The 24,859-nt window shown below is 69.8% G+C and carries 23 protein-coding genes and 1 tRNA gene; 12 read left to right on the top strand and 12 right to left on the bottom strand.

Going from position 1 to position 24,859, the window contains the following annotated elements; all coding sequences use genetic code 11:
- The first annotated feature begins 30 nt into the window (after nt 1–30).
- Nucleotides 31–330 (top strand): hypothetical protein, encoded by a 300-nt coding sequence (locus M1L60_RS28445; RefSeq protein ID WP_253240596.1) that lies wholly within the window; start codon nt 31–33, stop codon nt 328–330.
- A 61-nt stretch (nt 331–391) separates the two neighbouring features.
- On the opposite strand, the gene M1L60_RS28440 is transcribed toward M1L60_RS28445, so the two are convergent.
- Both M1L60_RS28440 and M1L60_RS28435 read right to left on the bottom strand, forming a co-directional pair.
- Nucleotides 392–1,222 carry a hypothetical protein gene (locus tag M1L60_RS28440; protein WP_253240595.1) on the bottom strand — a complete coding sequence of 277 codons (831 nt, stop codon included), beginning with the start codon at nt 1,220–1,222 and terminating at the stop codon, nt 392–394.
- Nucleotides 1,223–1,316: 94 nt separating this feature from the next.
- Nucleotides 1,317–1,769: a GatB/YqeY domain-containing protein gene (locus M1L60_RS28435; RefSeq protein ID WP_253240594.1), complete on the bottom strand. Its 453-nt coding sequence runs from the start codon at nt 1,767–1,769 to the stop codon at nt 1,317–1,319.
- Nucleotides 1,770–1,795: 26 nt separating this feature from the next.
- Here M1L60_RS28435 and M1L60_RS28430 point away from each other — a divergent pair, with 26 nt between their 5' ends.
- The 3 genes from M1L60_RS28430 (at nt 1,796) to M1L60_RS28420 (ending at nt 3,330) form a co-directional block, all read left to right on the top strand.
- Complete coding sequence (locus tag M1L60_RS28430) at nt 1,796–2,692, top strand: metallophosphoesterase (RefSeq protein WP_253240593.1); 897 nt, start codon at nt 1,796–1,798, stop codon at nt 2,690–2,692.
- A gap of 72 nt (nt 2,693–2,764) precedes the next feature.
- Nucleotides 2,765–2,841 (top strand) — tRNA-Pro (locus tag M1L60_RS28425).
- Nucleotides 2,842–3,102: 261 nt separating this feature from the next.
- The gene (locus M1L60_RS28420) at nt 3,103–3,330 is read left to right on the top strand and encodes a hypothetical protein (protein WP_253240592.1); all 228 of its coding nucleotides are present in this window, start codon (nt 3,103–3,105) and stop codon (nt 3,328–3,330) included.
- A gap of 38 nt (nt 3,331–3,368) precedes the next feature.
- Here the strand turns inward: M1L60_RS28420 and M1L60_RS28415 are convergent, their stop codons facing one another.
- The 4 genes from M1L60_RS28415 to M1L60_RS28400 form a co-directional block, all read right to left on the bottom strand.
- Complete coding sequence (locus tag M1L60_RS28415; RefSeq protein WP_253240591.1) at nt 3,369–4,520, bottom strand: hypothetical protein; 1,152 nt, start codon at nt 4,518–4,520, stop codon at nt 3,369–3,371.
- A complete protein-coding gene (locus M1L60_RS28410; RefSeq protein ID WP_253240590.1) occupies nt 4,504–5,040 on the bottom strand; it encodes a DUF4365 domain-containing protein in 537 nt (178 codons plus the stop codon). The genes M1L60_RS28415 and M1L60_RS28410 overlap by 17 nt, the downstream gene beginning before the upstream one ends.
- A gap of 416 nt (nt 5,041–5,456) precedes the next feature.
- Nucleotides 5,457–5,573 (bottom strand): GntR family transcriptional regulator, encoded by a 117-nt coding sequence (locus M1L60_RS48550; protein WP_253240589.1) that lies wholly within the window; start codon nt 5,571–5,573, stop codon nt 5,457–5,459.
- 413 nt (nt 5,574–5,986) lie between these two features.
- The gene (locus M1L60_RS28400; protein WP_256517302.1) at nt 5,987–8,398 is read right to left on the bottom strand and encodes a transglycosylase domain-containing protein; all 2,412 of its coding nucleotides are present in this window, start codon (nt 8,396–8,398) and stop codon (nt 5,987–5,989) included.
- 327 nt (nt 8,399–8,725) lie between these two features.
- Between M1L60_RS28400 and M1L60_RS28395 the strand changes: the two genes are divergently transcribed.
- Entirely contained in the window at nt 8,726–9,028 is a 303-nt protein-coding gene (locus M1L60_RS28395; RefSeq protein WP_097317528.1) for a WhiB family transcriptional regulator, read from the top strand.
- A 3-nt stretch (nt 9,029–9,031) separates the two neighbouring features.
- Here the strand turns inward: M1L60_RS28395 and bagB are convergent, their stop codons facing one another.
- From bagB to M1L60_RS28380, 3 genes are read right to left on the bottom strand one after another with little or no spacing between them, the layout of a single operon-like run.
- A complete protein-coding gene (gene bagB / locus M1L60_RS28390; RefSeq protein ID WP_253240672.1) occupies nt 9,032–10,156 on the bottom strand; it encodes an ArsA family ATPase in 1,125 nt (374 codons plus the stop codon).
- 58 nt (nt 10,157–10,214) lie between these two features.
- Nucleotides 10,215–11,168, bottom strand: coding sequence for an ATPase BagA (bagA, locus tag M1L60_RS28385; protein ID WP_253240587.1), 954 nt, complete (start codon nt 11,166–11,168; stop codon nt 10,215–10,217).
- A gap of 23 nt (nt 11,169–11,191) precedes the next feature.
- Nucleotides 11,192–12,022, bottom strand: a complete 831-nt coding sequence (locus M1L60_RS28380) for an Rv0361 family membrane protein (RefSeq protein ID WP_253240586.1) — start codon at nt 12,020–12,022, stop codon at nt 11,192–11,194.
- Between the two features lie 118 nt (nt 12,023–12,140).
- On the opposite strand from M1L60_RS28380, the gene sp36 reads away from it, so the two are divergent.
- The 5 genes from sp36 (at nt 12,141) to M1L60_RS28355 (ending at nt 18,267) form a co-directional block, all read left to right on the top strand.
- A complete protein-coding gene (sp36, locus tag M1L60_RS28375; protein ID WP_127498762.1) occupies nt 12,141–12,296 on the top strand; it encodes a Sp36 family protein in 156 nt (51 codons plus the stop codon).
- Nucleotides 12,293–12,778, top strand: coding sequence for a RidA family protein (locus M1L60_RS28370; protein WP_253240585.1), 486 nt, complete (start codon nt 12,293–12,295; stop codon nt 12,776–12,778). The genes sp36 and M1L60_RS28370 overlap by 4 nt, the downstream gene beginning before the upstream one ends.
- Nucleotides 12,779–12,876: 98 nt before the next feature.
- Entirely contained in the window at nt 12,877–13,659 is a 783-nt protein-coding gene (locus M1L60_RS28365; RefSeq protein WP_253240671.1) for an MBL fold metallo-hydrolase, read from the top strand.
- On the top strand, nt 13,656–17,294 hold the full coding sequence (locus tag M1L60_RS28360) for an adenylate/guanylate cyclase domain-containing protein (RefSeq protein WP_253240584.1): 3,639 nt from the start codon (nt 13,656–13,658) through the stop codon (nt 17,292–17,294). Before M1L60_RS28365 ends, M1L60_RS28360 begins: the two co-directional genes overlap by 4 nt.
- Before the next feature lie 31 nt (nt 17,295–17,325).
- Nucleotides 17,326–18,267 (top strand): serine/threonine-protein kinase, encoded by a 942-nt coding sequence (locus tag M1L60_RS28355; RefSeq protein ID WP_253240583.1) that lies wholly within the window; start codon nt 17,326–17,328, stop codon nt 18,265–18,267.
- Here M1L60_RS28355 and M1L60_RS28350 read toward each other — a convergent pair.
- The 3 genes from M1L60_RS28350 to M1L60_RS28340 form a co-directional block, all read right to left on the bottom strand.
- Complete coding sequence (locus M1L60_RS28350) at nt 18,244–20,250, bottom strand: ATP-binding protein (RefSeq protein WP_253240582.1); 2,007 nt, start codon at nt 20,248–20,250, stop codon at nt 18,244–18,246. The two genes, M1L60_RS28355 and M1L60_RS28350, sit on opposite strands and share 24 nt — an antisense overlap.
- Nucleotides 20,247–21,578, bottom strand: a complete 1,332-nt coding sequence (locus M1L60_RS28345) for a carboxyl transferase domain-containing protein (RefSeq protein WP_253240581.1) — start codon at nt 21,576–21,578, stop codon at nt 20,247–20,249. Before M1L60_RS28345 ends, M1L60_RS28350 begins: the two co-directional genes overlap by 4 nt.
- A 205-nt stretch (nt 21,579–21,783) precedes the next feature.
- A complete protein-coding gene (locus M1L60_RS28340) occupies nt 21,784–22,461 on the bottom strand; it encodes a Crp/Fnr family transcriptional regulator (protein ID WP_020515203.1) in 678 nt (225 codons plus the stop codon).
- 205 nt (nt 22,462–22,666) lie between these two features.
- Here M1L60_RS28340 and M1L60_RS28335 point away from each other — a divergent pair, with 205 nt between their 5' ends.
- Nucleotides 22,667–23,854, top strand: coding sequence for a CapA family protein (locus M1L60_RS28335; RefSeq protein ID WP_253240580.1), 1,188 nt, complete (start codon nt 22,667–22,669; stop codon nt 23,852–23,854).
- Nucleotides 23,855–23,904: 50 nt separating this feature from the next.
- The gene (nth, locus tag M1L60_RS28330; protein WP_256517296.1) at nt 23,905–24,702 is read left to right on the top strand and encodes an endonuclease III; all 798 of its coding nucleotides are present in this window, start codon (nt 23,905–23,907) and stop codon (nt 24,700–24,702) included.
- Nucleotides 24,703–24,859: the final 157 nt, after the last annotated feature.

Genomic DNA, 24,859 nt, shown 5'->3' with positions numbered 1-24,859 from the left:
TAGTACATTTACCCCGGAAGGAAAATAACGGTGACACCCTTCGCGTTGCTCTTCCTCCTAGCCCTCGCCGGCTCCTCCTGCTTCGCTCTCGGCCGGGCCCTCGGCCGGGGCGAGCGCTACGAAAAGGGCTACCGCGAGGGATTCCGCGACGGGGAGACGGGCTCACTGGCCCGCGCCGCCCGCCTGATCCAGCTCAACGACCGGCCGGCGATCGCGCCCGCCATCGAATCCATGCTCGGGCCGTACGCGGTGCCGCAACAGCAGTTGCCGGGGCGCACGGCCAGCCCGGCGGTGACGGTCGTTCCGGTTCGGCCGCAGCTCGCGATCTGACTCCATTCAACCCGCGGGGGTACGGCTGGTGGCCGCACCCCCGCTTCGCTGTTCGGGCCGGTCAGCGCGCGGTGACCAGCGCGCGCAGAACGATGCCGAGGGCGGCGCCGACGAGCCCGCCGACGATCGCCAGGATCAGGGCGAGACGGCCGAGGCGCTCGTGCCGCCGGATGCCGACGAAGGCCAGGATCGCGGCCAGCGGCGAGAAGACGATCGGCAGGATCAGGATGGCGATCGCAGCCAGCACGAACGCGGCGATGCTGAACGGGTTCCCTGCCTTCGCCGCCGGTGCTTGCGGGTAGGGGCTGTTCACCATGTAGGGCGGTGCTCCGGAGCCATACGGCGGTGGGTTGAACCCGGGCGCCGCGGTCTGGTGCGGATGGGCTGGGGCTTGCGGGTACGCGGCGGCCTGGTGCACATGAGTCGGGCCTTGCGGAAAGGCGGGGAAGCCCTGCACGGCCGTGGCGTCCATCGCCGGTGGCTGGTACTCGGCGGGGGCCGGATATGCGCTGGGCGGCGGCGCACCCGCCGTGGACTGGCCCGGAACCCCGAAGGTCGAGGTCGCGTCGGTGGCCCACGACGGCTGCTCAGGGGCCGCCTGCCACGACTGCGGCTGCTCGGGGGCTGCTGCCTGCCACGACTGCGGCTGCTCGTGGGCTGCTGCCTGCCACGACGGCGGCTGCTCAACGGGCTGCTGCCACGACGGTGGCTGCTCAGCCGGGGCCGGCCAGGGCGGTAGCTGGCCGGCCCACGGGGCAGGCTGTGCGGGCGCAGCGGGCGGCCAGTCGGCCGCGGGAGACTGAGGTGGGGCCGGTGGGGCGGCCGGCTGCCCGCAATTGCTGCACCAGCCGTTCGGCTGTATCGCGGGCGAGCCGCAGTTCACGCAGGTCATGGGCGCTCTTTCCGGGGATGTCGGGGGTCGATCAAGCAATCGACTTGCAACCCACGGACTTGAGAAAACCCCTCAGGACCGCCGCCCCAGGCCGTCAGCCCAGCTGCTTACGCACCGCCGCCGCGACCCGCCCACCCTCGGCCCGGCCCGCCACCGCGGCCTGCGCGGCCTTCATCGCGGGCCCCATCTGGCCCTTGCCGGTGAAGCCGCCGGCCGCGAGCGCCCCCGCCACCAGCTCGGCGATCTCGTCATCGCTGAGCTGCTGCGGCAGGTAACGCTCGAGCACCTCGCCCTCGGACCGCTCCTTGGCCGCCTGCTCGGCCCGCCCGGCGTCACTGAACGCCGTGGCCGCCTCGCGGCGCTTCTTCGACTCCTTGTTCAGGACGGCGAGCACCTCGTCGTCCGACAGGTCGCGAGCCTCGGACCCCGCCACCTCGGCGTTGCGCACGGCGGACAGCGCCATCCGCAGGGTGGCCGTGGTCAGCTCGTCGCGGCTCTTCATGGCCGAGTGCAGGTCATCGTTCAGGCGGTCTTTCAGCGTTCCCATGGACGGAGAAACTACCCTTGTCACCCATGCGCAAGCGCTCTCTTTTCGCCCTCGGTTCCGCGGTGCTCGCCACAGGGGCCGCCACGTTCGCCTACGCCTCGCTGATCGAACGCAACCTGTTCACGCTCCGCCGCTTCGACGTGCCGGTGCTGGAGCCCGACGCCGAGCCGCTGCGCATCCTGCACATCTCGGACCTGCACATGATGCCCGACCAGCGCCGCAAACAGACCTGGGTGGCCGCCCTGGCCGGCGTCGACCCCGACCTGGTCGTGGTCACCGGCGACAACATGGCCGACCCCGAGTCCCTGCCCGGCGTACTGCGGGCTCTGGACCCTCTGCTCGAGATCCCGGGCGCGTTCGTCTTCGGCTCGAACGACTACCGCGGCCCCCGCTGGAAAAACCCGATCCTCTACCTGCTGCCCGAACGCGAGTACGTCCAGGGCGACGCCAACCTCCCGGCCGAAGACCTCAGAGCAGCCCTGACCGACGCCGGCTGGGCCGACCTGAACAACGCCCGCACGATCATCAAGGCCGGCGGCCGCTCCGTAGAGCTCGTAGGAGTCGACGACCCCCACATCAACCGCGACGAGTACGACACCGTCGCCGGCCCCACCAACCCCGGCGCCGACCTGCACCTGGGCGTGACCCACGCTCCCGCCTCAAGGGTGCTCAACGCCATGTCCGCCGACGGCTTCAACCTGCTGCTGGCCGGCCACACGCATGGCGGCCAGGTCTGCGTCCCGCTGTACGGCGCCCTGACCACCAACTGCGACCTGCCGAAGTCCATGGCCAAGGGCCTGCACCGCTGGCCCGGCTCCGACTCGTGGCTACACGTCTCGGCCGGCCTGGGCACCCACCCCACTGCTCCCATCCGCTTCGCCTGTCGCCCCGAGGCTACGGTCCTCACCCTGATACCGCGCTGACCTGCAGTTTTACGCTTCTGGGGATACCGATTTCGCGCTGGCCACGGCGTCGGATAGTATTTCCAGGCAGCTCGGGGTGTGGCGCAGCTTGGTAGCGCGCTTCGTTCGGGACGAAGAGGCCGTCGGTTCAAATCCGGCCACCCCGACCAGAGCTTGGCCAGATCAGGGCCGGGGCACCGGAAATGGTGACCCGGTCCTGATCTGTTTCCACGACCGTTTTGGGGACGGCCTAGCGTTTCCGGTGCTCAGAGCGCCCGTAGCGACTTGTCGAGCACGGCGACTGCGGAGCCCGTCGGCGAGAGTCTTACGGGCCTGCAGAGCGGCGTTCCAGCGGTCTGCATGCCGTCACAGAGGGCGCGGCGCATCTAGGCTGTGACGTGTGAGTAGCTCGCTCCGATGGAGCCGTCAGCATGGCCCATACGGTCGTCCCTGAGTTCCTGCGGGATGGCCATCCCATCCATCTCGGTTTTGTGGAAGTGTCGCAGGCCGTGTGGATCCATCATCGCGCAATTGGCGGCCAGCAGGCGTCTGCCCGGGCGGTCCGAGAGGTAGAAGCCAGCGACTCGCTCGGTGTCCGGTGGCCGCGCAATAAGCGCAGTGATGATGCGACGCTCATCCTTGCCTTGGATGTGGAGTAGGGCGGCCGGCCAGGTTGAGACCCCGCTTCAAACTTGTTCTACGCCAAAAACATTTCATCAACGGGATGGCAGCGGAACGGCTCGTCAACCCGGAGCGGCTTTCCCGGAACCCTTCTCACCGTGCCCTCAACCAACACCGCTCTGCCCTGATAATGCCAATCCCAGGCCTTCTGGTATAGCGGCATCCGGAGTCGCACCAGGATTTCCGAAGCATGTCCCTGGCGGACCGTCGAGATTGCAATTTCACCGAATGGATCGTCTGGGCTTTCGTGCCGAAGCTGAACGATGGTTCCCGAGAATACTCGGCTTGGGTCAACCTTTTGCTGCCGCAGCTTGTCAGCGGCTTTCGAAACGAGCGATTCCGCCTCCGAATCTATTGTGACGCTGCGAGGCATGGTGGCTGGCGCGGGCACTGCCTGAGCCCAATCTACGGATGCTTCAAACTCGCCGATTGAGCGTTGCTTTAGAATGCCAGCCAGCGCATAGCAAAATTCTCGGCTAACGCCGCGATAAACCAATTCGTGCATGTCGTCCGCCCTGGGCTCTCTGGCGGGATCTACCACGAGTTCCTTTACTGCTTGCATCGATTGCGCGAAAGTCCGGATAACGCGCCGCTCGAAAGGCTCCGACGGCGACCGGTGGAACTCGACCTGTTCGTGATCCAGGTCAAGGGCCGGCTGGTGGAGATCTGCACCCTCTGGTTCGGGGAGAGGCATCAGTACTGGAATGACATATGAACCCTTCTGTGTGTGCCCCATCAGTGCTTGAGCTACTACGTCGTCACCGTACTTCGAGTAGTTAGATCCGATGTGTGCCCGTTCCCATCGCGCTGTCGTTGCGGTCGCGCGCAGCATGGTTCGCGCAGAATTGACAATCTTGGCTCCGGTTTCAAGCGGAATCGCATCGGCATATCGATAGTCGCTATCCGCCCGAAGGTGAGTCACGTCGAAAAGTAGGTACTTCACGCTTGTTACAACGTCGGCCAGGTCACGCTGTTCGGCAAAGGCAAGTCGCTTCACTACTCCTGCAATAAGCTCATTGTCGGGTTCGGAAGGAACGCCAATCCGTTTGCCGTTTCGTGTCCATAGCGCGCCGGTGGGTCCAGGGGATTGCTCGTTCCAGCCATTGAACCGCATGTAACTACGGAGCTCGTTCACTGTTGGGATCGCTTGTTCACCGAACACCGCCACCACCCCCAGCCTGCAAGCCAAAGCAGGCATCCACGTCGGCCGCCCACTCATGCAGGGTGTCGGCCGTCAGTCGCTGGTTCTTGGGGACGACGATGCCAGATGACTCTGACATTTGATCTACGCGCACCCAGAAGGCGGCAGCTCGATGCAGCGTTCCCTCGGGCACGTGCTGGACCCACCGAGGCTGGTCGTCGGGGTCTAGCACCAGCATTACGAAGTAGACAGGAACCTTGCAGCCGTGCCACTTGCTCCACCAGTGGCTGTCGGCGGGCCATGTAGCGGTTTGTCCGCCATTGATCTTGAACTTACCGGTGCACTTGACTTGGATCCGGGCGTCCGCCACCGCGAACTCAATCTTGCCGTCGATGGCGAGCACGTCCTCGTCGATGGAGGTCTCGGTGAACCCCACGCCAGCCTGGCTGCAGATCGACCGGAGGTATGCGACTCCGAAGCGGGCTTTAGCGCCGTTCGCTCCCAACGTCGCGATGTCCGGCGGATCAAGTTGGCGGGGGATCGTCATACCGGACATCATGTCGAGTTTCGAACACGTACGGTAGACGGTCGTTCGCGCTTTGCGACGAACGGTCAGACTTTGGATCCTAAGGCCTAACGTTGATTGGGCGATGGAACGAAGCTCAAACTCCACATAGGAGTGACGCAGGCCGTGAGATCGGCAACGGGCTGCCTGTAGCGCTCTGCCAAGCCGTCTCAGGGGCGCCCTTTGCGCATTGCCGAGGTGGCGCGTGAGCAGGGTCAGCCCCGGCGGCTCCAGCCGGTGACTGTCGGTGATGAGTTTCTGTGCACGGTCGAGGCGTCCGAGTGCTACTCCTCTGAGGCTGTTTCGCGGACGTAGACGCCTACGCCGGAGAGTGTCTCTGTGAGTCCCTTGACCCGCAGGATCAGCATTGCGCGGTCGATGACGGGCTCGGTGACCTCCTAGTGCTCGATCAGCTGACGTCGACTTGGCAAGCGGGAGCCGGGTGGAAACTCGCCGGCTTCGATCCGTTGTTCCAGGTCGTCGGCGATTGCTTCGTATCGGTAGCGCGGCGGCACAAGCTCTCCTCGGTTGGCATCCCGAGTAGACCACCAAAGACCACCCCTTGACTACCCAACGGCGGTTATGGGGCGTTGGCACTGGGCAACCTCGGTTGGCGCTAAGGCGGCCCAAGACAGCGAGGCTGATAGCAATGATCCGCCCGTGGTCAAGATTAAAGCCCGGAGCATGGTTGGTGCCCCGGGCTCTCACCTGTGCGCACTCTACGCGCGATGCGAACGCCGCTTGAGGCTCGCCTTTGTACACGGGACTTGCCTGTTCACGCGCGCTGAACGCAGCCGTTTCCTGAACGAGCCCCGCTACCAGTTCGGCTCGGTGGCCTGCCGCGGGGCGTCGGGCGGCCGTTGTACAGGTCGCTTAAACGCAAAGGGCGGGACGTCTGGAAGACGTCCCGCCCTTTGCGTTTACTGCTTTACCGCCGCGGTCGGCCTGAGGGTGGGCCGCCGGGGGTGTTGGGGTCGCCGGCTGGGGGGCCGGCTTTGGCCTTGGCCGGGTGGATGATGACGAAGCCGCCCTTGATGGTTCGGCCGTCGGGGCTCGTGCCGGCGGCTGTGCCGGCGGGGCAGGTTGATTCTTGTTCGCTGCCGATGGAGACGTCGAAGCCGGCGTCTTCCAGGCGGTTGCGGGCGCCGTCGATCGAGTCGCACTCGACGTTCGGGATGGAGCGTTGGTCGCCGTAGGCGATCTTTCGGTTTTCCGGCTCTTTGAACTGTTCCTTGGGCTTGCCGTCCATGAAGTCGCCAAGGGTCTGGTAGACCGCCGGGTTGACGATGTCGTGCGACATGCGGTCGCGGTGGTCGGGCCAGTCGGGGTTGACCAGGTAGCCGGCCACGACCAGGGACGTGGTGCCGGCGATCAGGGCGGCCGTCTTGTCGGCGTCCGTGGTGCCGGTCTTGCCGAAGACCGGGTGCTTGACCGTCGACTTGGTCTGGCGGGCGGTGGCGCCGTTGCAGCGGCCCATCTGGGCCGAGTCGCCGACCGGGCAGCGGGCGGCGTCCAGCGCCGCTCGGGCCACGTCTTTGCTGGTCGCCCTGATGCAGCGGGGTTTGCCGATGTCGAGCTTGTTGCCGTCCTGGGTGGTGATCTGTTCGATCGGCGTCGGCTCGCAGTACATGCCGTCGCCGGCCAGGGTGGCGTACGCGTTGGCCATGTCGAGCGGGGTCGAGGCGCTCACGCCCAGGGTGAAGGCGCCCCATTGGTTGGCCGCCACCGTGTTGTTGGCGAAGTCGGCGTCCTGCTTGACGCGGAACTGGACACCGAACCGTTTGGCCACGGCCACCACGTTCTCGGCGCCGACCTGTTCCTCGAGGGGCACGAAGTACGTGTTGATGGACTTCGCGAAGGCCGAGTGCATGTTGTAGACGCCCTCACCGCCGCCGCCCGAGTTGCTCGGGCACCAGAAGTGGGTGCCGGGGCAGGCCGAGTCGCTGCGGGAGCTGATGATGTAACCCGATTTGTAGCGCTTCTCGGCCTTGATCGGGTAGGCCAGCGGGTAGCCCTTCTCTAGCGCGGCGATGATCGTGAAGATCTTGAACACCGAGCCGGCCTGGTATCCGTTGATGTCACCGCCGCCGCTGAGCAGCGGGTTGGTCGTGTTGGGGTACGTCGCGCGTACGCCCGCCTTGGCCTTCTTCTTGTCCGAGGACAGCGGGTTCGGCTTGGCCGGGTCGGGCAGCTTGTACTTGCGGTTGGCCGCCAGCAGGCGCACCTTGCCGGTGCCGGGCTCGGTCGCGGCCAGCAGCAGGGCGTTCTTGTTGTCGTCCTTGATCCGCTTGTTGATCCGCTTGCGGGCGTCGGCCTGCGCGTTGAGGTCGAGCGTCGTGATGATGCGGTAGCCACCGCTCTTGAGGCGGCGTTCCCGGTCGAACGGGGTGGCGCCGAAGGCCTCCTGCTCCATCCACCAGCGGTAGAAGTAGTCGCAGAAGAAGCCCCAGTTGTTGTTGGCCACCGACACACAGCCGTTGCCGACCGGCTTGACCTGGCGCGGGATCGCCTCTTTCTTGGCCTTGTCAGCCTCGGCCTGGGTGATCTTCCCCAGCTCGACCATGGCCGGGAGGATGTAGTTGTCGCGGCGCTGCTTGATCTGGTCGTACCCGGCCTTGGTGGTCGGGTTGAAGCTCGAGGGCGCCTTGACCATGCCGGCCAGCATCGCGGCCTGGCCGGCCGTCAGGTCCTTGGGCTTCTTGTTGAAGTAGACCTGGCTGGCCGCGTAGACCCCGTAGGTCTGGTTGCCGAACGGCGCGATGTTGAGGTAGCGCTCGATGATCTGCTCTTTGCTGAGCTCTTTCTCGACCTGGAGCGCGTACTTCATCTCGGTGACTTTGCGCTTCGGGGTGTCCTTGGTGGCGTCGACGACCTCTTGCGGGTTGGTGGCCGAGTAGGCCAGCGACATCCGCACGTACTGCATGGTGATCGTCGAGGCGCCCTGCTTGGACTCCGACTTGCCGCTGTTGTTGACGAACGCGCGGGCGACACCCTTGAGGTCGACGCCGTTGTGGTTGTAGAACTCGCGGTCCTCGGCGGCGACCATCGCGTCGGGCATGAACTTCGCCATGTCCTTGAGGCGGACGTCGCTGCGGAACTCGTCGTAGAACTGGGAGATCTGCGTCTTCTTGTCCGCGGCGTAGATCCGGGTGATCTGCGGGGAGCTGAAGTCCTTGAGCTCACTGGGCAGCTGCGCGAAGGTCTCGCCGCCGGCCTTGGCGGCCAGGCCGGACATCGCGGCGGCGGGGAAAGCGGCGGCCGCGACGACGACGCCGGCGAGTAAGCCGCAGATCAGCAACGAGGTCGCGTTGGCGAAAATGTTGTGATCGCGTCTGCGCATCCAGGAGGTCACCCGAGCAGGGTACGCGAAGAAAGCACGTGACGACCCATCGGAAAGGTCACGCTTCGCCCCGATTAGTCTGCCCCGTCCGCCGAGATCTTGGGGGGATATCCGGGAAGCGCACCGGGTCCGCACCGGAGCGGGCGTCCTGAGCTTCGTGGCGTTTGCCCGGAACCACCGAGCTGTACGTATTTCAGGTACAACGTTGCGTAATCGCCCGACTACGGAGCATGATGGTCCGGCGAGCTTGTCGCACGACGTCCGCACGGCCCGGGGGACAAAAGGGCGGTGGACGTCAGGGGGTAACGCAAGGGGGGACGTTTACACATGGGGATGATCAGCGACTGGCCCAGCATGGCGGCGTGTCAGAGTGGCGACCCTGACGCGCTGTTCGTGCAGGGCGCCGAGCAGAACGTGGCGAAGAGAATCTGCCGCAGCTGCCCGGTCCGCTACGAGTGCCTCGCCGATGCCCTGGACAACAGGATCGAGTTCGGCGTCTGGGGAGGCATGACCGAGCGGGAGCGGCGGGCGCTGCTGCGCCGTCACCCGCACGTGGCGAGCTGGCGCAAGATGTTCGAGGCCGCGATGAAGGACAAGGGCGCCGACAAGGTGCTGGTCCCCACCCGCTGAGCCTCACGCCAGGAGCGAGCCGATCGTCCGCAGCCCGTCGACGTCATGCACGTCGGCGGGCTGTGCCGTGACCGACACCGTCGGCACGGCCGGGAAGGCGTCGATGAACTTGGCCGCGACCAGCTGCTCGCGCTCGGTCTGGCGCACCAGGTCGGCGTGAATGCGCAGCGCGTCGGCGGTCAGCGGCTGGTCACCGGCGGCGGTCAGCGCCTCGGCCGCGGCCAGCGACGCCTCGGCCGAGAGCCCGGGCACCTCGGAGCGGTGCATGCGGTTGAGGACCAGGCCGGCCAGCGGCATCCGCTCGGCGACCAGGCGCTCGGCGAAATAGGCGGCTTCGCGTACGGCATCCCGTTCGGGCGCGGCCACCAGCAGGAACGCGGTCTGCGGGTCCTGCAGGATCCGGTACGTCTGGTCGGCCCGCTGCCGGAAGCCGCCGAACATCGAGTCGAGCGCGGCCACGAACCCGGACAGGTCGGTGAGCAACTGGGCGCCCAGGACCTTTTGCACCGTACGGGAAAAAAGTCCGAAAGATGCAGTGACCAGGCTGAACATGCTGCGGCCGCCGCGGGCCGGAGCCAGCAGCATGCGCAGCATCCGGCCGTCCAGGAAGCGGGACAACCGGGCCGGCGCGTCGAGGAAGTCGAGCGCCGAGCGCGACGGCGGCGTGTCGACCACGATCAGGTCCCACTCGTCGGTGGCCCGCAGCTGACCCAGCTTCTCCATCGCCATGTATTCCTGCGTGCCGGCGAAGGTGGAGCTCATGGCCTGGTAGAACGGGTTGGCGAAGATCTCTTGAGCGCGCTGCGGCGTGGTGTGCTGCTGCACCACCTCGTCGAAGGTGCGCTTCATGTCGAGCATCATGGCGTGCAGCTCGCCGCCGTTGTCGCCGTCGATGCCCTTGACCTGGCGCGGGGTGTTGTCGAGCTCGCTGAGGCCCATGGACTGGGCCAGCCGGCGGGCCGGGTCGATGGTGAGCACCACCGTGCGGCGCCCGTGCACCTCGGCCGCCCGCAGCCCGAGCGCGGCCGCGGTGGTCGTCTTGCCCACCCCGCCGGCGCCGCAGCACACGACGATGCGGGTGGACGGGTCGGCGAGCAGACCGTCGACATCGAGTCGTTGCGTGCTCACTTCAGCCACTACTCAATGGTAGGCCGTAGTTGATCCGGCGCACGGTGACTGTGGCCGGTCACGCACGCATGAGCGCCGCGGCCAGTTCGTCCAGCCCGGCCTGGTCGACCCCGCCGGACAGCAGTGGAAGCTCGACCAGGGGGCGGCCCGTCTCGGTCAGTTCCGTGCGCAAGGTCTCTTCCAGCTCCTGCCGGGTCTGGTGGGCCCGGACCTCGGTCGCCAGGCCGGTGACGGTGGCCGCGTCGGCGGGCAGCCCGGCCTCGGTCAGGCCCCGCTTGAGCTCGGCCTTGGTCACCTTGCCCCCGGCCACCAGGGCGGGCCGGGTGGCGTTGAGCACGATCCGGCCGATTGGGATGTGCAGGGCGCTGAGCTCGGCGATCGCGTCCAGCGTCTCTTGCACCGGCATCTCTTCGAGCAGGGTGACCACGTGCACCGAGGTGATCGGCGAGCGCAGCAGGGAGGCGACACCGTCGCTCTGCGTCTTGATCGGGCCCATCTTGGCCAGCTTGGCCGTCTCGGCCGTGACGTTGAGGAACCGGCCGATGCGGCCGGTCGGCGGGGCGTCGAGCACGACCGCGTCGTACGCCCGTTTGCCGTCCTGGGATCGGGTCGTGGCCTCTTTCACCTTGCCGGTGAGCAGCACGTCACGCAGACCGGGGGCGATGGTGGTGGCGAAGTCGATCGCGCCCACCTTGCGCAGCGCCCGGCCGGCCGCGCCCAGGTGGTAGAACATGTCGAGATATTCGAGGAGGGCCTCCTCGGGGTCGACGGCCAGCGCGCGCACCTCGCCGCCGCCGGCCACCTTGGCGATCCGCAGCTCTTTGTAGGGCAGCGGCTCGGTCTCGAAGAGCTGGGCGATGCCCTGCCGCCCCTCGACCTCGACCAGCAGCGTGCGCTTGCCCCCCGCGGCCAGGCCCAGGGCCAGGGCCGCGGCCACGCTGGTCTTGCCGGTGCCGCCCTTGCCGGTCACCACATGCAGTCGTGCCGGCCATCTGCTGACGTGCTCACCCATGGCCTCAACGGTACGGCGGCCGGTCAGCCGGCCACCTCGCAGACCAGCCAGCCGGTCTTGCGGATCACGGTGAACTCGAGATCCTGCGACGACGTCTTCTCGTCGGCCGTGGACATGGTGAGCTCGACCGAGACCAGCGCGCGGTCGTCGGAGTTGTCGGAGACCTTGGGGTCGGCCCAGCGGAACACCGGGTCGGAATAGCCGTCGGCGTACGCCTTGATGTCGGAGACCCGGTCGGCGATCTTCGTCTCGTCCCGCGCCTCGCGGCAGACCAGATCGTCGGCCGCGGCGGCGTCCTGCTCGGTGTAGACCGCGGTGAGGAACCGGTCGACCGCCGTGGCCGGGTCGGGCGAGCCCGGGTTGTCGGCGTCCCGCAGCAGGAAATAGGCCGAGACGGCGCCGCCGCCACACAGAAACAGCGTGCCGACGAGCGCCAGCGAGATGAAGAGCGGGCCCCGGCGGCGGCGCGCGCCGTCCGGCTCGAGGGGCACCTGGTAGGGCTGCGGGGCGCCGGCCCAGATCGGCTCGGGCGGCTGAGGGCTCGGGTTCTCGGCCGGGATCGAGTGCTGCCAGGCCAGATGCTCGGGCGGCGTGGTCTGCCACTCGCCGGGCGCCTCGTGCTGGGCGTGCCAGGGCGCGGTGGCGGGGGCCGGCTGCCAGCCGCCGCCGGGCTCGGCCGGGATCACCTGGGTCGCCTCGTGCGGCGCGGCCTCGTCGGCGAACGCGCCGGACGGGGGATAAGCGGTGTCGTCCGGCTCGGGCGCGGCGTCGATGAAGTCGATCACAGGCGGCGCCGGGGCGGGCACGTCCGAGGGCGGGGCAGGCGGCGGCCACTCGCCCGGTGGCTGCGTCATGTCGCCCTCCGTGATCTCCCGGTCTCGGTCCGCTCCGAGGCTCGATCAGCCTAGCCAAACCCACCCCCTCCAGGGCCCTAAGCTGGCCGAGGTACCGACTATTAGGGAGTAGGCGAGCATGCAGAAGTGGGAGTACGTGACCGTGCCCCTGCTGGTCCACGCGACCAAGCAGATCCTCGACAACTGGGGCGAGGACGGCTGGGAACTCGTACAGGTGGTGCCCGGCCCGAACGCTGAGCAGCTGGTCGCGTACATGAAGCGGCCCAAGTCATGACGACGCCCATCAGTGGCGAGGGTGGCGTCGACGCCTACGCGAAGCTGGCCGAGCTGGGTCTGACCCTGCCCAAGGTGGTGCCGCCGCTGGCGTCGTACGTCCCGGCCGTGCAGAGCGGCAATTACGTGTACGTGTCGGGTCAGCTCCCGCTCGTCGAGGGCAAGTTGCCGCACACCGGCAAGGTCGGGGCCGAGGTCACCACCGAGCAGGGCACCGAGCTGGCCCGCCTGTGCGCGCTGAACGGCCTGGCCGCGATCGAGTCGCTGGTCGGCCTGGGCCGGGTCGTCAAGGTCGTGAAGCTGACCGGCTTCGTGGCGTCGGCCCCGGGCTTCACCGGTCAGCCCGCCGTGATCAACGGGGCGTCGAACCTCTTCGGTGACGTCTTCGGCGAGCAGGGCCGGCACGCCCGGAGCGCGGTCGGCGTGGCTGAACTGCCCCTGAATGCCCCGGTCGAGGTCGAAATGATCGTCGAGGTGGCGTAGCTTCGGCCGTTCCGGTTGCAATGCGTGACCTGAGCGGACAGGGAGATCGCACATCCGGTCCTCTTGTTCAACCCCATGCGCGACGTAGGATTTCGCGCATGGGGGGTGTCGCGCCGAACGGGCTGCCGGGCTGGGTGACGCTGTTGCGCGCGCCCAACCCGGGCCCGATGACGCTGGACGGCACCAACACCTGGGTCCTGCGGGCCCCCGGCGCGACTCACGGCGCGGTCATCGACCCCGGCCCGCTCGACGAGGGGCACCTGCGCCGGATAGCCGACCACGGCCCGTACGAGTTCATCCTGATTACCCACGGTCACCATGATCACGTCGAGGGCGCGGCGCGGCTCTCCGAGATCCTGGGCGGCACGCCGGTGCTCGCCGCGGGGACCCTCCCGGCCGAGATGACCGTCGGCGGCCTCTCCATCACCACCCTGGACACTCCGGGACATACGTCGGATTCTGTGTGTTTTCTGGTCGAGTCGGGGAACACGACAGCGATGTTCACCGGCGACACGATTCTCGGGCGCGGCACCACGGTTGTTGCCCATCCGGACGGCGACCTGGGTGCGTATTTGGGCAGCCTCGAGCGGCTCAGCGCGTACGAGAATGTTCTTATGTTGCCGGGGCACGGCCCTTCGCGTACTGACGTGGCCGCGCTCGCGCGGGAATACCTGGCCCACCGCCGGGAGCGATTGGCGCAGGTGACAGCGGCGATGGCGGCCGGCGCGAGCACCGCCGAGCAGGTCGTCGACATCGTCTACCCGGACATCGATCCGGCCGTGCGATTTGCGGCCATCTGGTCGGCCTCCGCGCAACTGGATTACCTCAATCACAAAAACGGGGAATCAGGAACACCCGGCGGCAGGTTGGATCCGCTGTGACCTGTCCTGTGTGTGGAACCGTCGCCGTGCCCGGCGCCCGCTTCTGCCACAACTGCGGCGCGGCTCTGCCGGCGGCCGCGACCCTGCCGGCGGCCGAGCGACGCATCGTCACCGTTCTCTTCGGTGACCTGTCCGACTTCACCTCGTGGTCGGAGGATCTCGACCCGGAACGGGTCGGCGCGGTCACCGACCGGGTGCTGGCCGCACTGGCCGGGGCGGTCAAGACCTTCGGCGGCCACGTCGACAAGCTGACCGGCGACGGCATCATGGCCGTCTTCGGCGCCCCGGTGGCCCACGAGGACGATGCCGAGCGGGCCGTCCGGGCCGCCCTCAGCATGCAGCGCGCGGTCCGCCGCGTCCTCGACGACGAGCGCGGCGGCGGCGCCCCGCTCGGCCTGCGCGTCGGCCTCAACACCGGCGAGGTCGTCGCGGGCATCCAGGCCTCGATCGAATACACAGTCATCGGCGACACGGTGAACACCGCCGCCCGGCTGGCCGACGCGGCCGCCGTGGGCGCGGTCTACGCCGGTTCGCGCACCAGCGGCGGCACCCGGCACGTGGCCTCGTGGCGGCAGCTGCGACCGCTGCGGCTCAAGGGCAAGCGCGAGCCGGTGCCGGCGTTCGAGCTGCTCGGCCTGCACGACGCGCCGGGCACCCGCTCCGGCCTGGGCGACGAGGCGCCGTTCGTGGGCCGCGAGACCGAGCTCGGCCGGGTCGCCGGGCGGCTGGCCGAAGCGATCGACTCCGGCACGTCGCGCGTGATGGTGATGACGGCCGAGGCGGGCATCGGCAAGTCGCGGTTCGCCGGTGAGGTCAAGCGGCTGGCCGCCGGCTACGACGTCGGCAACGGGCGGTACGCGGCGCACACCGGGGCCCGGGTGCTGCGGGTGCGCTGCCGCGCGTTCGGCGAGCGCCGCCGATTCGCGCCGCTGGCCGACCTCGTACGCAAATCGGTTGGTCTGCCCAAAGACGTGGTGGCCACGGTGGGCCGTTCGGTGGTCGAGGAGAGGCTGCGCAAGCTGGCCAACCGGCTCGGCCGCGACGGCGAACCGGCCCGGATCGACATCGACCGGCTGCTGGCGCTGCTGGGCTACGGCGAGGCCCCGGCCAACCCGGTGGGCCCGGCGGCCGGCGCCGACTGGCAGCCCTCGACCAAGCGGGCCGACGCCGAGGCGATGTCGTCCGCCGTCGCCGAGCTGCTGAGCGCTCTGGCCGCCGAGGCGCCGCTGGTGGTCATCGTGGACGACCTGCACGACGCCACGGCCTCGACCGTGGACGCTCTGGGCCGCACGCTGTCGCTGCTCGACGGCCCGGTGGTGGTGCTGCTGCTCGGCCGGCCCGAACTGGTGCGCACGGCCGGCGCGCTGACCCGGCTGGCCGACGCCGAGGTGCACTCGCTGCCCCCGTTGCGGGGCGCCGACGCCTCCCGCCTGCTGACCTCTTATCTGAACGGCGGCAAGCTGCCCCAGCCCGACACCGACCGGCTGCTGGCCACCGCCCAGGGCAACCCGTTCTATCTGGCCGAGATGGTCACGCTGCTCATGGAAAGGGGCGCGCTGACCCCCGCGGTCGGGGCCAACGCGGCCGGCAAGTGGCAGCTGGCCGACGGCTCGCTCGGCCGGCAGTTGCTCTCCCGCGACCTGGCGGCCGTGCTCGCGGCCCGCATCGACGCGCTGCCGCCCGAGCCGCGCTCGGTGCTGCGGGACGCGGCCGTCGCGGGCGACTCGGTGCCGGCCGGCGTGATCGAGGCGCTGCGCGAGCGCCGGGCGTCGAGCGACGCGCGGCCGGGCGCGGTGGCCGCGGTCGAGCTGGAACGCTCGATCGACGAGCTGCTGCAGCGCCGCATGCTGCACCGCTCGCGGGGTGGCTACGCGTTCACCACGCCGCTGATGCGTGAGGCCGCCTACTCCGGCATCGGCAAGGCCGACCTGGCCGAGCGGCACGCCTATCTGTCCCAGTGGGCCGCGCCCGAGAGCATCGAGCGGATCGGCTACGACAGCGCGGGCCGGCTGACCCTGACCGACAACGAGCGGGACGCATTCGTGGCCACGCACGCCGAGTGCGCGGTCGAGCTGGCCAACGCCGTCCGGCTGCGGCCCGAGGCGGCCGTCCGCGAGGTCGCCCCGCTCGGGGTGTCGGCGCTGGGCCGGATGGCCCGCCGCGCGCTGGCCAACATCGAACCGGCAGCCTCGATCGAGTACGCCGAACGCGCGGCCGCCCTGACCCCCGAGGGCCTGCCCCTGCCCGACCAGCTCGTGCACGCCCGGGCCCTGCTGCGCCTGGGCCGGGCCGAGGAGGCGCTGACCCAGGGCGAACGGATCGCCAAGAACGCCGCCGACGAGCCCGTCAACCGGGCCGAGGCGCTGCTGGTGGTGGGCCGGGCCCACGAGGCGATGGGCGACAGCGGTCGTGCCGTCGCCGCCTGGCAGGAGGCGCTCGAGGTGGCGACCGAGGCCGAGTTGCTGCCCGAGCGGGCCAACGCGATGCGCCGCCTCGGCATGGCCGACTTCCTGGCCGGGCGGCTCAGCCAGGCCAGCAGCCGGTTCGCCGCCGCCTATCAGGTCACGCTGGCCGCCGGCGACCGGCACGGGCAGGCCTGGGCCCTGCAGAACCTCGCCTGGGTGACCACCACCCGGGGCGATTTCGCCGGCACCGACGCCGTGCTGGGCCGGGCGGCCCGGCTCTTCGCCGAGCTGGGCGATCCGGTCGGCCGCTCGTGGCTGCGCGGCACCACGGCGTTCGCCCGGCTGCTCTCGGGCCGGCTGCAGGAATCGCGCCGGCTGGCCCGGATCTTCCTGCCCTTCGGCGACCGGGTCGGTGAGGCCTGGGCCGTCGGCACGTTGCGCGCGGTCGAGGCGTACGCGGCCTCCGAGCTGGGCGAACTGGCCGAGGCGGACGGCGAGGCCCGCCGCGCCTACCGGGACTTCAACGCGGTCGGCGACGACTGGGGGCGGGGCCTGGCGCTGGTCGTGCGGGGGGCGATCGCCCGCGGGCTGGGCGAGCTCGACCACGCGTACGACCTGCTGACCGATGCCCTGGCCTACGCCGACCGCACCGGCCACCCGCTGCTGCTGGGCATGGCCGGCACGCTGCGCGGGTTCGTCTCGCTCAACCGGGGCGACCTGCCCGGGGCCGAGGCCGACGCGCGCCGGGTGATGTCGGCCGTCGAGCCGCACAACCCGATGGCTCCGGCCCAGGTCGGCCCCCGGGTGTTGATGGCCGAGGCCCGGTTGCGCACGGGTGACGCCAAGACCGCGATGGGCCTGCTGGCGCCGATCGCCACCGACACCGGGGTGCCCTCGCTGCTCTTCTCGCGGCGGCACGCCTTGGCCTCGTACGCGGCCGCCTTGCTGGCCGACGGGCGGGTCGAGGCCGCCCTGACCTGGATCGAACGGGCCCGTCAGGTCAACGCCGAGGACGTGCGCAGCGGGGTGCAGGCGGCGATGGTCCACGCCCGGGTGCTGGCCGCGGCCGACCGGTGCGACGACGCGCAGGCGGCGGCGGAGGAGGCGGTTTTGCTGGCGTATTCGACCGAGCAGACGAGCGAGCGGATGGCCGCTGAGGAGCTCCGGGCCGCGCTCACAGCCGGCCCGTTGGAGGCGACTGTCGCCTACGCGTCTGACGTGCCCGGATGATCGCCCGGGCCGCTGGCGTATTTTCAATTTCATGACCGAGACATCGCGCGGAGCCCTGCCCGCTCCGTACGTGCCTGGCATGTCCGGTTTGACCGCGATGGCGCGTGGGGGATACGCCACCGTCTATCGCGCGATGCAGGACTCGGTCGGCCGCGAGGTCGCCATCAAGGTGGAGAATCGCCGCCTCGAGAGCGACCGCGACCAGGCCCGTTTCCTGCGCGAGGCGCGGGCCGCCGGGCGCATGTCGTCGCACCCGCACGTGGTCGACCTGTTCGACGTGGGGGTGACGGTCGACCAGCACCCCTACCTGATCATGGAACTGTGCGACGGGTCGTACCTCGACCGCATGCGCCGCTCGCCGCTGGGCGCGGCCGAGACCCGCGACCTCGGCGTCAAGATCGCCGACGCGCTGGTGCACTCGCACGCCAACGGGGTGCTGCACCGCGACGTGAAGCCCGCCAACATCCTGTACTCGCAGTTCAACACGGCCGTGCTGGCCGACTTCGGGCTGGCCGTGCTGGGCGAGATGCGCGACTCGTCGGTGACGTTCGAGGTGCTTACCCCGGCCTACGCGCCGCCCGAGATGTTCCGCCACGACGAGCCGAGCGGGGCCGTCGACGTCTACGCGCTCTGCGCCACGCTCTACGCAGTCATGTGCGGCCGCCCGCCGCGCTGGGACGGTGACCGCAGCCCCAGCCTGCTGACCCTGATGGACCTGTTCCACCAGCCGATCCCCGACCTGCCGGGCGTCCCGGCCGGGCTGACCCAGGTGCTGCGGTACGGCATGGTCAACGACCCCGGCTCGCGGCCCACCGCCCAGCAGCTGCGCGAGATGCTCACCGCGGTCCAGCTCAACCCGCCGCACCAGGTGCCGCCGCCGCGCTTCGGGCCCAGCGACGACACCCCGACGATCCGCAACCCGCGCTCGCCCAAGAAGAAGTGGTTCGGCCTACTCGGGAGCGAGAACCGCTAACAGCTCGCCGGTGTCGACCTCGGCCCCCGGGTGCACCGGCAGCGAGGCGACCACGCCCGCGCTGGGCGCGTGCACCGGGTGCTCCAGCTTCATCGCCTCCAGCGTGAGCAGCAGCTCCCCGGCCCGCACGCGCTGACCGGGCACGACCAGCACCCGCCGGACGGCGCCGGGCAGCGGGGCGATCAGGGAGCCCTCGACCGCGTCGGGGGCGGGCAGCGGGAACCGGGACAGCGCGCGCAACGCCACCGAGCCCTCCGGGCTGTCCACGTACGAGACCTCGCCCACCCGGTGCACGTTGAAGGTCAGCCGGATGCCGTTGACGTCGAGCACGACCCGCTCGTCGCCCGCCTGCACGACCACCGTCTCGGGATAGTCGGCCGAGACCGGGGCCTGACCGAGCCCGGCCAGGTCGAGCTCCTCGGGGTCGACCGTGCGCACCCACCAGCCGGCCAGCTCGCCGTGCCGGTTCATCCGGTAGCCGACCTCGACCGGGCCGGTCGGGCCGTCGTACACCGCGGTCTGGGACCCGGACGGCACGTTGCGCCAGCCCGAGGGCAACGTGCCCAGCACGGCCGCCGTGGCCCGCCGGTCGGCCGCTCCGGCCAGCGCCGCGGCCAGGCACGACAGGCGTACGGCATCGACCGCCGACAGCAGCGGGGCGAACACCTCGGGCCGCCGGTCGAGGAAGCTGGTGTCCACGTCGCCGGTGCGGAAGGCGTGATGGCGCAAGGCCCGCACCAGCAGATCCCGGTTGGACGCGACACCGTGCAGCTGGGTCCGGGTCAGGGCCGAGGCCAGCATGCGGGCCGCCTCCTGCCGGGTCGGGGCCCAGGCGATCAGCTTGGCCAGCGTGGAGTCCTGGTGCACGCCGACCACCGAGCCGCTCTCGACCCCGGAGTCGAGCCGCAGGCCGGGGGCGGGCAGCGGGCGGAACCGGCCGGCCACGTCGGGCACGGCGAACCGGTGCACGGTGCCGCTCGCGGGCAGCCAGGCGTACGCCGGGTCCTCGGCACACAGCCGGACCTCGATCGCATGGCCACGGATCGGCGGCGGCCCGGGCATGGGCAGACTGCCGCCCTCGGAGATCAGCAATTGCAGGCGTACGAGGTCATAGCCCGACACACACTCGGTGACCGCGTGTTCGGCCTGCAGGGTCGGGGTGAGCTCGAGGAACCAGAAGTCCCCGTCCGGGTCGAGCAGGAACTCGACCGCGCCCGCGCCGATGAAGCCCAGCGCCCGGACCGAGACGATCGCGGCCCGGCACAGCTCCTCGCGCAGCCCCGGGTCGACGGCCGGCGACGGCGTCTCCTCGACGATCTTCTGGTAGCGGCGCTGGATCGAGCACTCGCGCTCGCCGAACGGGATGACCGCGCCGTGCTCGTCGGCCAGGATCGGCACCTCGATGTGGCGCACGTCCTCGACGTACGGCTCGCAGTAGACCTCGCCGCCGACCTCGCGCCGGGTCGAGGCCAGCGCCTCGGCCAGCGCCGCCGCGTCCCGGACGACCCGCAGGCCGACGCCGCCGAGCCCGGTGTCCGGCTTGATCAGCACCGGGAAGCCGGGCACCTCGTCCGGGTCGGTGAAGCTGGGCAGCACCGGCACCCGGGCCTCGGCCACCCGGGCCTTGGTCTCCTGCTTGCTGCGCAACACGCCGAGTGTCTTGGCCGGGGCGCCGACCCAGATCATGCCCGCGTCGGCCACCGCCGCGGCGAAGTCCGGGTCCTCGGCCAGCTCGCCGATGCCGGGGTGGATCGCGTTCGCGCCGGACCGCTGGGCGGCCGTGATGATCAGGTCGCCGCGCAGGTACGACGAGCGGGGGGTGCCGCCGTCGAGGCGTACGGCATAGTCCGCCTCACCGACGTGCGGTGCGTCGGAATCGGCGGCGGAATAGACGGCGACCGTCTCGATGCCGACCAGGCGGCAGGTGGCGAACACCCGGCGCGCGGTCTCGCCGCGGTCGGCCACCAGAAGCCGTCGGATCACTGGTCCACCTTTCCGGATCGGAACACGCCGACGTGCCCGGCGCCCTCGACGACCGCGCTGTGCACGGCCGAAAGGCAGAGTCCGAGCACCGTACGGGTGTCGCGGGGGTCGATGACGCCGTCGTCGTCCCCGTTGGCCAGCGGGCCGTCGGCGGGCCAGCGGAAGGCGAAACGGGGGTCACCGGTACGCCCGGTGTTGAGGGCGAGCAGGGGCACCGTGGAGTGGGCGAGGGCGTCGACCGCACCCGAGCCGAGGGCGCCGGTCTCGCCGGGCCGGATCAGCAGCAGCGAGGTGTCGGTGGCGTTGGCCAGTTGGATGAAGTGCACCGCCTTCTGGGTGTCGGCCGCCGTCTGCGGGGCGCCCGACGTGGACAGGACGCCGACCGGGTAGCCGTGCAGCTCGCCCCAGCCGGCCAGCACGGCGGCACCGACGGCCGGCTTGAACTCGTCGAAGTCGCTGCCGTCGAGGATGCGGGCCAGTACCTCGCGGGGCTCGATCAGCGCCGGGCGGCCGGCGCCGGCCAGGGCGAGCAGATCCTCGGCGTCGTACTTGGGAGCCGACGGCGGGAAAACGCGGGGCGGGGGGCCGCACTTGCGCCAGTTCAACCGGCGTACGCACTGACGGGCCAGCCGCAAGGCATCGCGCTCGTCCTCGGCCAGTTGGTCGGCCGGCGCCGCTGCGGCCCGCACCTCGGCCCCGTTCGTGCCACCCCGGGGCAGCATCTTGGCGTGCCCCCGCACCATGATCGTGTAGTCCGACAGGGCCGGCAGATAGGCAGCGTCCCCGCTGGTCGGCCCGAAGACCACCCCGATCGTGGGCACCCGGGCCGAGGCCAGCCGGCTCAGGTCACGGGCGATGCCACCGCCCGGGGGCGAACCGCTGCCCCCGGTCTCGGCGGCCGACTCGACCAGGTTGACCAGCGGCAGCCGGTTGGCCGCGGCGATCCGCGCGGCCCGTCGGATCTTTTCCACCGCGTACGGGTTGACCGAGGTTCCCTCGACCGTGGGGTCAGTGGCGATGATCATGCACTCGGCCGCCTCGACCACGCCGATGCCGGTCACCACGCCCGCGCCCACGGCGAACTCGGTGCCCCAGCCGCACACCGGGGACAGCTCCAGGAACGGGGCGTCCTGGTCGAGCAGCATCTCGATGCGTTCCCGGGGCAGCAGCTTGCCCCGGGCGTGATGCCGGGTGACCGCCCGCTCGCCCCCGCCGGCCCGGGCTTCCTCGATCGCCGCCTCGAGCCGTTCCAGCCGGTCGAGGGTGGTGTTGCGACCCTCCAGATAACCGGGGGTGCGCGTGTCGATGGCGGTGTCGAGCACGGTCACGTCGGCACCCCGATGTGCTGTACGACCCCGATGTTCAAAGCCGCGCCCTCTCGTATCCGCTGATGCCTCTCGACCACCTCCGTAACGAGTGGTTGAGCGGGTGCGACACGGATGCAAATGCGGCTGGTTTGTCGCCTTTTCAGGGGGTATGAGACGAAATGCAGGGGCCGCCCCATCGGGACGGCCCCTGCATCGTTGGAGAAGATCAGACGCGCGCGCGGCGCGCGAGACGCTCCGGGTCGAGGATGATCACGCTCTTGCCGTCGAGCCGCAGCCAGGCGCGGGAGGCGAAGTCGGCCAGGGCCTTGTTCACCGTCTCGCGGGACGCGCCGACGAGTTGCGCCAGCTCCTCCTGGGTGAGGTCGTGGGTCACCCGCAGGACGCCACCGTCGCGGGTGCCGAAGCGGCCCGCCATCTGGAGCAGGTTCTTGGCCACGCGGCCGGGCACGTCCGTGAAGATCAGGTCGGCCAGGGCGTCGTTGGTGCGCCGGAGCCGCCGGGCGAGCACGCGGAGCAGCTGCTCGGCGATCTCGGGCCGGTTGTTGAGCCACGGGCGCAGCGACGTCTTCTTCAACCGGGCCAGCCGGGCGTCGGTCACCGCGGTCGCGGTGGCCGTGCGCGGGCCGGGGTCGAAGAGCGACAGCTCGCCCACCATGTCGGACGGGCCCATGATCGAAACGAGGTTCTGCCGGCCGTCGGCGGCGCGGCGTCCCAGCTTGATCTTCCCGGACAGCACGATATACAGGCTGTCACCGGCCTCGCCCTCGTTGAACAGGACGTCGCCCTTGCGGACTTCGACCGTGTCCATCTCTTTGGCGAGCGCCTCGGCGGCCTCCGGGTCCACGCCCTGGAAGATCCCGCTGCGCGCCAGTACCTCATCCATCGCCGCACCTCCGAACACGCGCAACGCCTGCGCTCGATCAGTCTAGGCGCACGCGGGCAAGAATCGGGCGGGCACCCCTTGATCCAGATACCGCAGGGTAACCATCCCGGCCGTGACGGGCAGTATTTTTCGTCGCCGAGTGTGGTCGACGACCAGCCTTTCGACGGTTCTTCCGCGTCGCCATCTGAAGGTATCGTCGCCGTCGATGAATTCCCACCCCCCGCAGCATCGCCCGGGCGTTTTCGGCAGGCCTGTCCTTACTGTCGCTATCGTCCTGGCCGTTCTGGCCGCCGTCGGTGTCGGAAGTGTCGCTTTCGCGAAGCGCGACACCTCGTCGTCCTCGTCCGCGGCCTGGAGCGATCCGGCCGATCCGGCCGCCCCCGCGCCCACCTCCCCCTCCTCTTCGGCCCCGGCGCGGGAGGAATCGGGTGTCAGCACCGTCACACTGTCGGCCACCGGCGACATCATGATGAGCAACGCCCCCGGCCGCATGCCGCCGGCCGACGGCGAGGGGTTCTTCGACTCGGTCAAGAAGGCGCTCGCCTCCGACCTGGTGATGGGCAATCTCGAACAGCCGCTCACCGGGGACACCGGCACCTCCAAGTGCGGGGCCGCGGCCACCAACTGCTTCGCCTTCCGGTCCCCGCCGTCGTACGCCCAGCACCTCAAAGATGGCGGCTTCGACCTGGTCAACACAGCCAACAACCACTCCAAAGACTTTGGTCCGCAGGGCGCGCGCAACACCCGCGAGGTGCTCGACGAGACCGGCATCAAGGCCACCGGCAACACCGACGAGATCACCGTGGCCGAGGTCAAGGGGATCAAGGTCGCGGTCGTCGGGTTCTCGTCGTACGCCGGCGCCAACAGCCTCATCGACCTCGACCAGGCCCGGTCCGTCGTCGAGAAGGCGAAGGAAGAGGCCGACCTCGTCGTGGTGCAGGTGCACATGGGGGCCGAGGGCTCCGACGAGCAGCACGTGAAGCCGGGCACCGAGACGTTCTTCGGCGAGAACCGGGGCGACCCGATGAAGTTCAGCCGCGCGGTGATCGATGCCGGGGCCGACCTGGTTGTCGGGCACGGGCCCCACGTGCTGCGGGGCATGGAGTTCTACAAGGGCAAACTCATTGCGTACAGCCTGGGGAACTTTGCCGGGGGTGGGCGCACCCTGTCGCGTACGGGGGTGCTGAAATACGGCGGGGTCCTGCACGTGACGTTGGGGCGGGACGGGTCGTACGTGGGTGGGAAGTTGCTCTCGACCTACATGAACTCCAACGGCCTGCCGACGCGGGACGAGTCGAACGAGCAGGGCCGCAAGCTGGTGGCCCAGCTGAGCAAGGCCGACTTCCCGGACACGGGTCCCTCGTTCGGGGCCGACGGCTCGATCAAGCAGTAGTCGCGGGCGGAAATCTTGTCGCAGGGGCGACGTACTCTTTAGCGGTGGATCTGGTGGCGCGGTCGGCTAAGCGGTTCGCGGCGGAAACGCCCATCGGGCGCAAGCGGCGTGCGCGCAAGATGGCGCGGGTCCTGGCCGAGACGCATCCCGACGCGCACTGCGAGCTCGATTTCACCAATCCGCTCGAGCTCGCGGTGGCGACGATCCTGTCCGCGCAGACCACCGACGTGCGGGTCAACCAGGTCACCCCACAGCTGTTCAAGCTCTATCAGTCGGCGGCCGACTACGCCGCGGCTGATCGCACGGCGCTCGAGACCCTGCTCAAGCCGACCGGGTTCTTCCGGGCCAAGACCGACTCGCTGATCAAGCTGGGCCAGGCCCTGCTCGAGCGGCACGACGGCGTGCTCCCCTCGACGCTCGACGAACTGGTCAAGCTGCCCGGCATCGGGCGCAAGACGGCCAACGTCATCCTGGGCAACGCGTTCAACGTCCCCGGCATCACGGTCGACACCCACTTCCGGCGTCTCACCAACCGTTTCGGCTGGGTGGCCGAGGACGACCCGGTCAAGATCGAATTCCTGGTCGCCGACCTGATCGAGAAGCGCGACTGGACCATGCTGTCGCACCGCGTGATCTTCCACGGCCGGCGGGTGTGCCACGCCCGCAAGCCGGCCTGCGGGGCGTGCACGCTGGCTCCCATGTGCCCGTCCTACGGCACCGGGCCGACCGAGGCGGCGGCTGCGGCCAAGCTGCTCAAGGGGCCGCGCGCTCGTGAGCTGGCCGTTGCCGCGGGGGTCGACCCGTCGCTGGTGCCGGCGGCTGCGGTCGCCGCCCCGGAGGCCCCGTGAGCCAGGCCGCCCACTCCCGGCGCACCGCCCGATTCAGTCGTTCACCGATCACACCGTCCGCCGCGCCCCTGACCGTACGGCGACGGACTGCCCTCGGGCGATCGAAGACGGCTGCGGCCATTGGTTCGCGGTTGCGGGCTGCCCTTGGCGGATCAAG

It is taken from the genome of Paractinoplanes aksuensis (assembly GCF_024137025.1).
Lineage (GTDB): Bacteria > Actinomycetota > Actinomycetes > Mycobacteriales > Micromonosporaceae > Actinoplanes > Actinoplanes aksuensis.
This window is presented reverse-complemented; position numbering and strand designations above follow the sequence as displayed.

Coding starts and splice junctions, on each gene's coding strand:
- M1L60_RS28440 (WP_253240595.1), bottom strand. CDS start 1,222: ATGACCTGCGTGAACTGCGGCTCGCCCGCGATACAGCCGAACGGCTGG.
- M1L60_RS28435 (WP_253240594.1), bottom strand. CDS start 1,769: ATGGGAACGCTGAAAGACCGCCTGAACGATGACCTGCACTCGGCCATG.
- M1L60_RS28430 (WP_253240593.1), top strand. CDS start 1,796: ATGCGCAAGCGCTCTCTTTTCGCCCTCGGTTCCGCGGTGCTCGCCACA.
- M1L60_RS28420 (WP_253240592.1), top strand. CDS start 3,103: ATGGCCCATACGGTCGTCCCTGAGTTCCTGCGGGATGGCCATCCCATC.
- M1L60_RS28410 (WP_253240590.1), bottom strand. CDS start 5,040: ATGACGATCCCCCGCCAACTTGATCCGCCGGACATCGCGACGTTGGGA.
- M1L60_RS28400 (WP_256517302.1), bottom strand. CDS start 8,398: ATGCGCAGACGCGATCACAACATTTTCGCCAACGCGACCTCGTTGCTG.
- M1L60_RS28395 (WP_097317528.1), top strand. CDS start 8,726: ATGGGGATGATCAGCGACTGGCCCAGCATGGCGGCGTGTCAGAGTGGC.
- bagA (WP_253240587.1), bottom strand. CDS start 11,168: ATGGGTGAGCACGTCAGCAGATGGCCGGCACGACTGCATGTGGTGACC.
- M1L60_RS28380 (WP_253240586.1), bottom strand. CDS start 12,022: ATGACGCAGCCACCGGGCGAGTGGCCGCCGCCTGCCCCGCCCTCGGAC.
- sp36 (WP_127498762.1), top strand. CDS start 12,141: ATGCAGAAGTGGGAGTACGTGACCGTGCCCCTGCTGGTCCACGCGACC.
- M1L60_RS28370 (WP_253240585.1), top strand. CDS start 12,293: ATGACGACGCCCATCAGTGGCGAGGGTGGCGTCGACGCCTACGCGAAG.
- M1L60_RS28365 (WP_253240671.1), top strand. CDS start 12,877: ATGGGGGGTGTCGCGCCGAACGGGCTGCCGGGCTGGGTGACGCTGTTG.
- M1L60_RS28355 (WP_253240583.1), top strand. CDS start 17,326: ATGACCGAGACATCGCGCGGAGCCCTGCCCGCTCCGTACGTGCCTGGC.
- M1L60_RS28340 (WP_020515203.1), bottom strand. CDS start 22,461: ATGGATGAGGTACTGGCGCGCAGCGGGATCTTCCAGGGCGTGGACCCG.
- M1L60_RS28335 (WP_253240580.1), top strand. CDS start 22,667: ATGAATTCCCACCCCCCGCAGCATCGCCCGGGCGTTTTCGGCAGGCCT.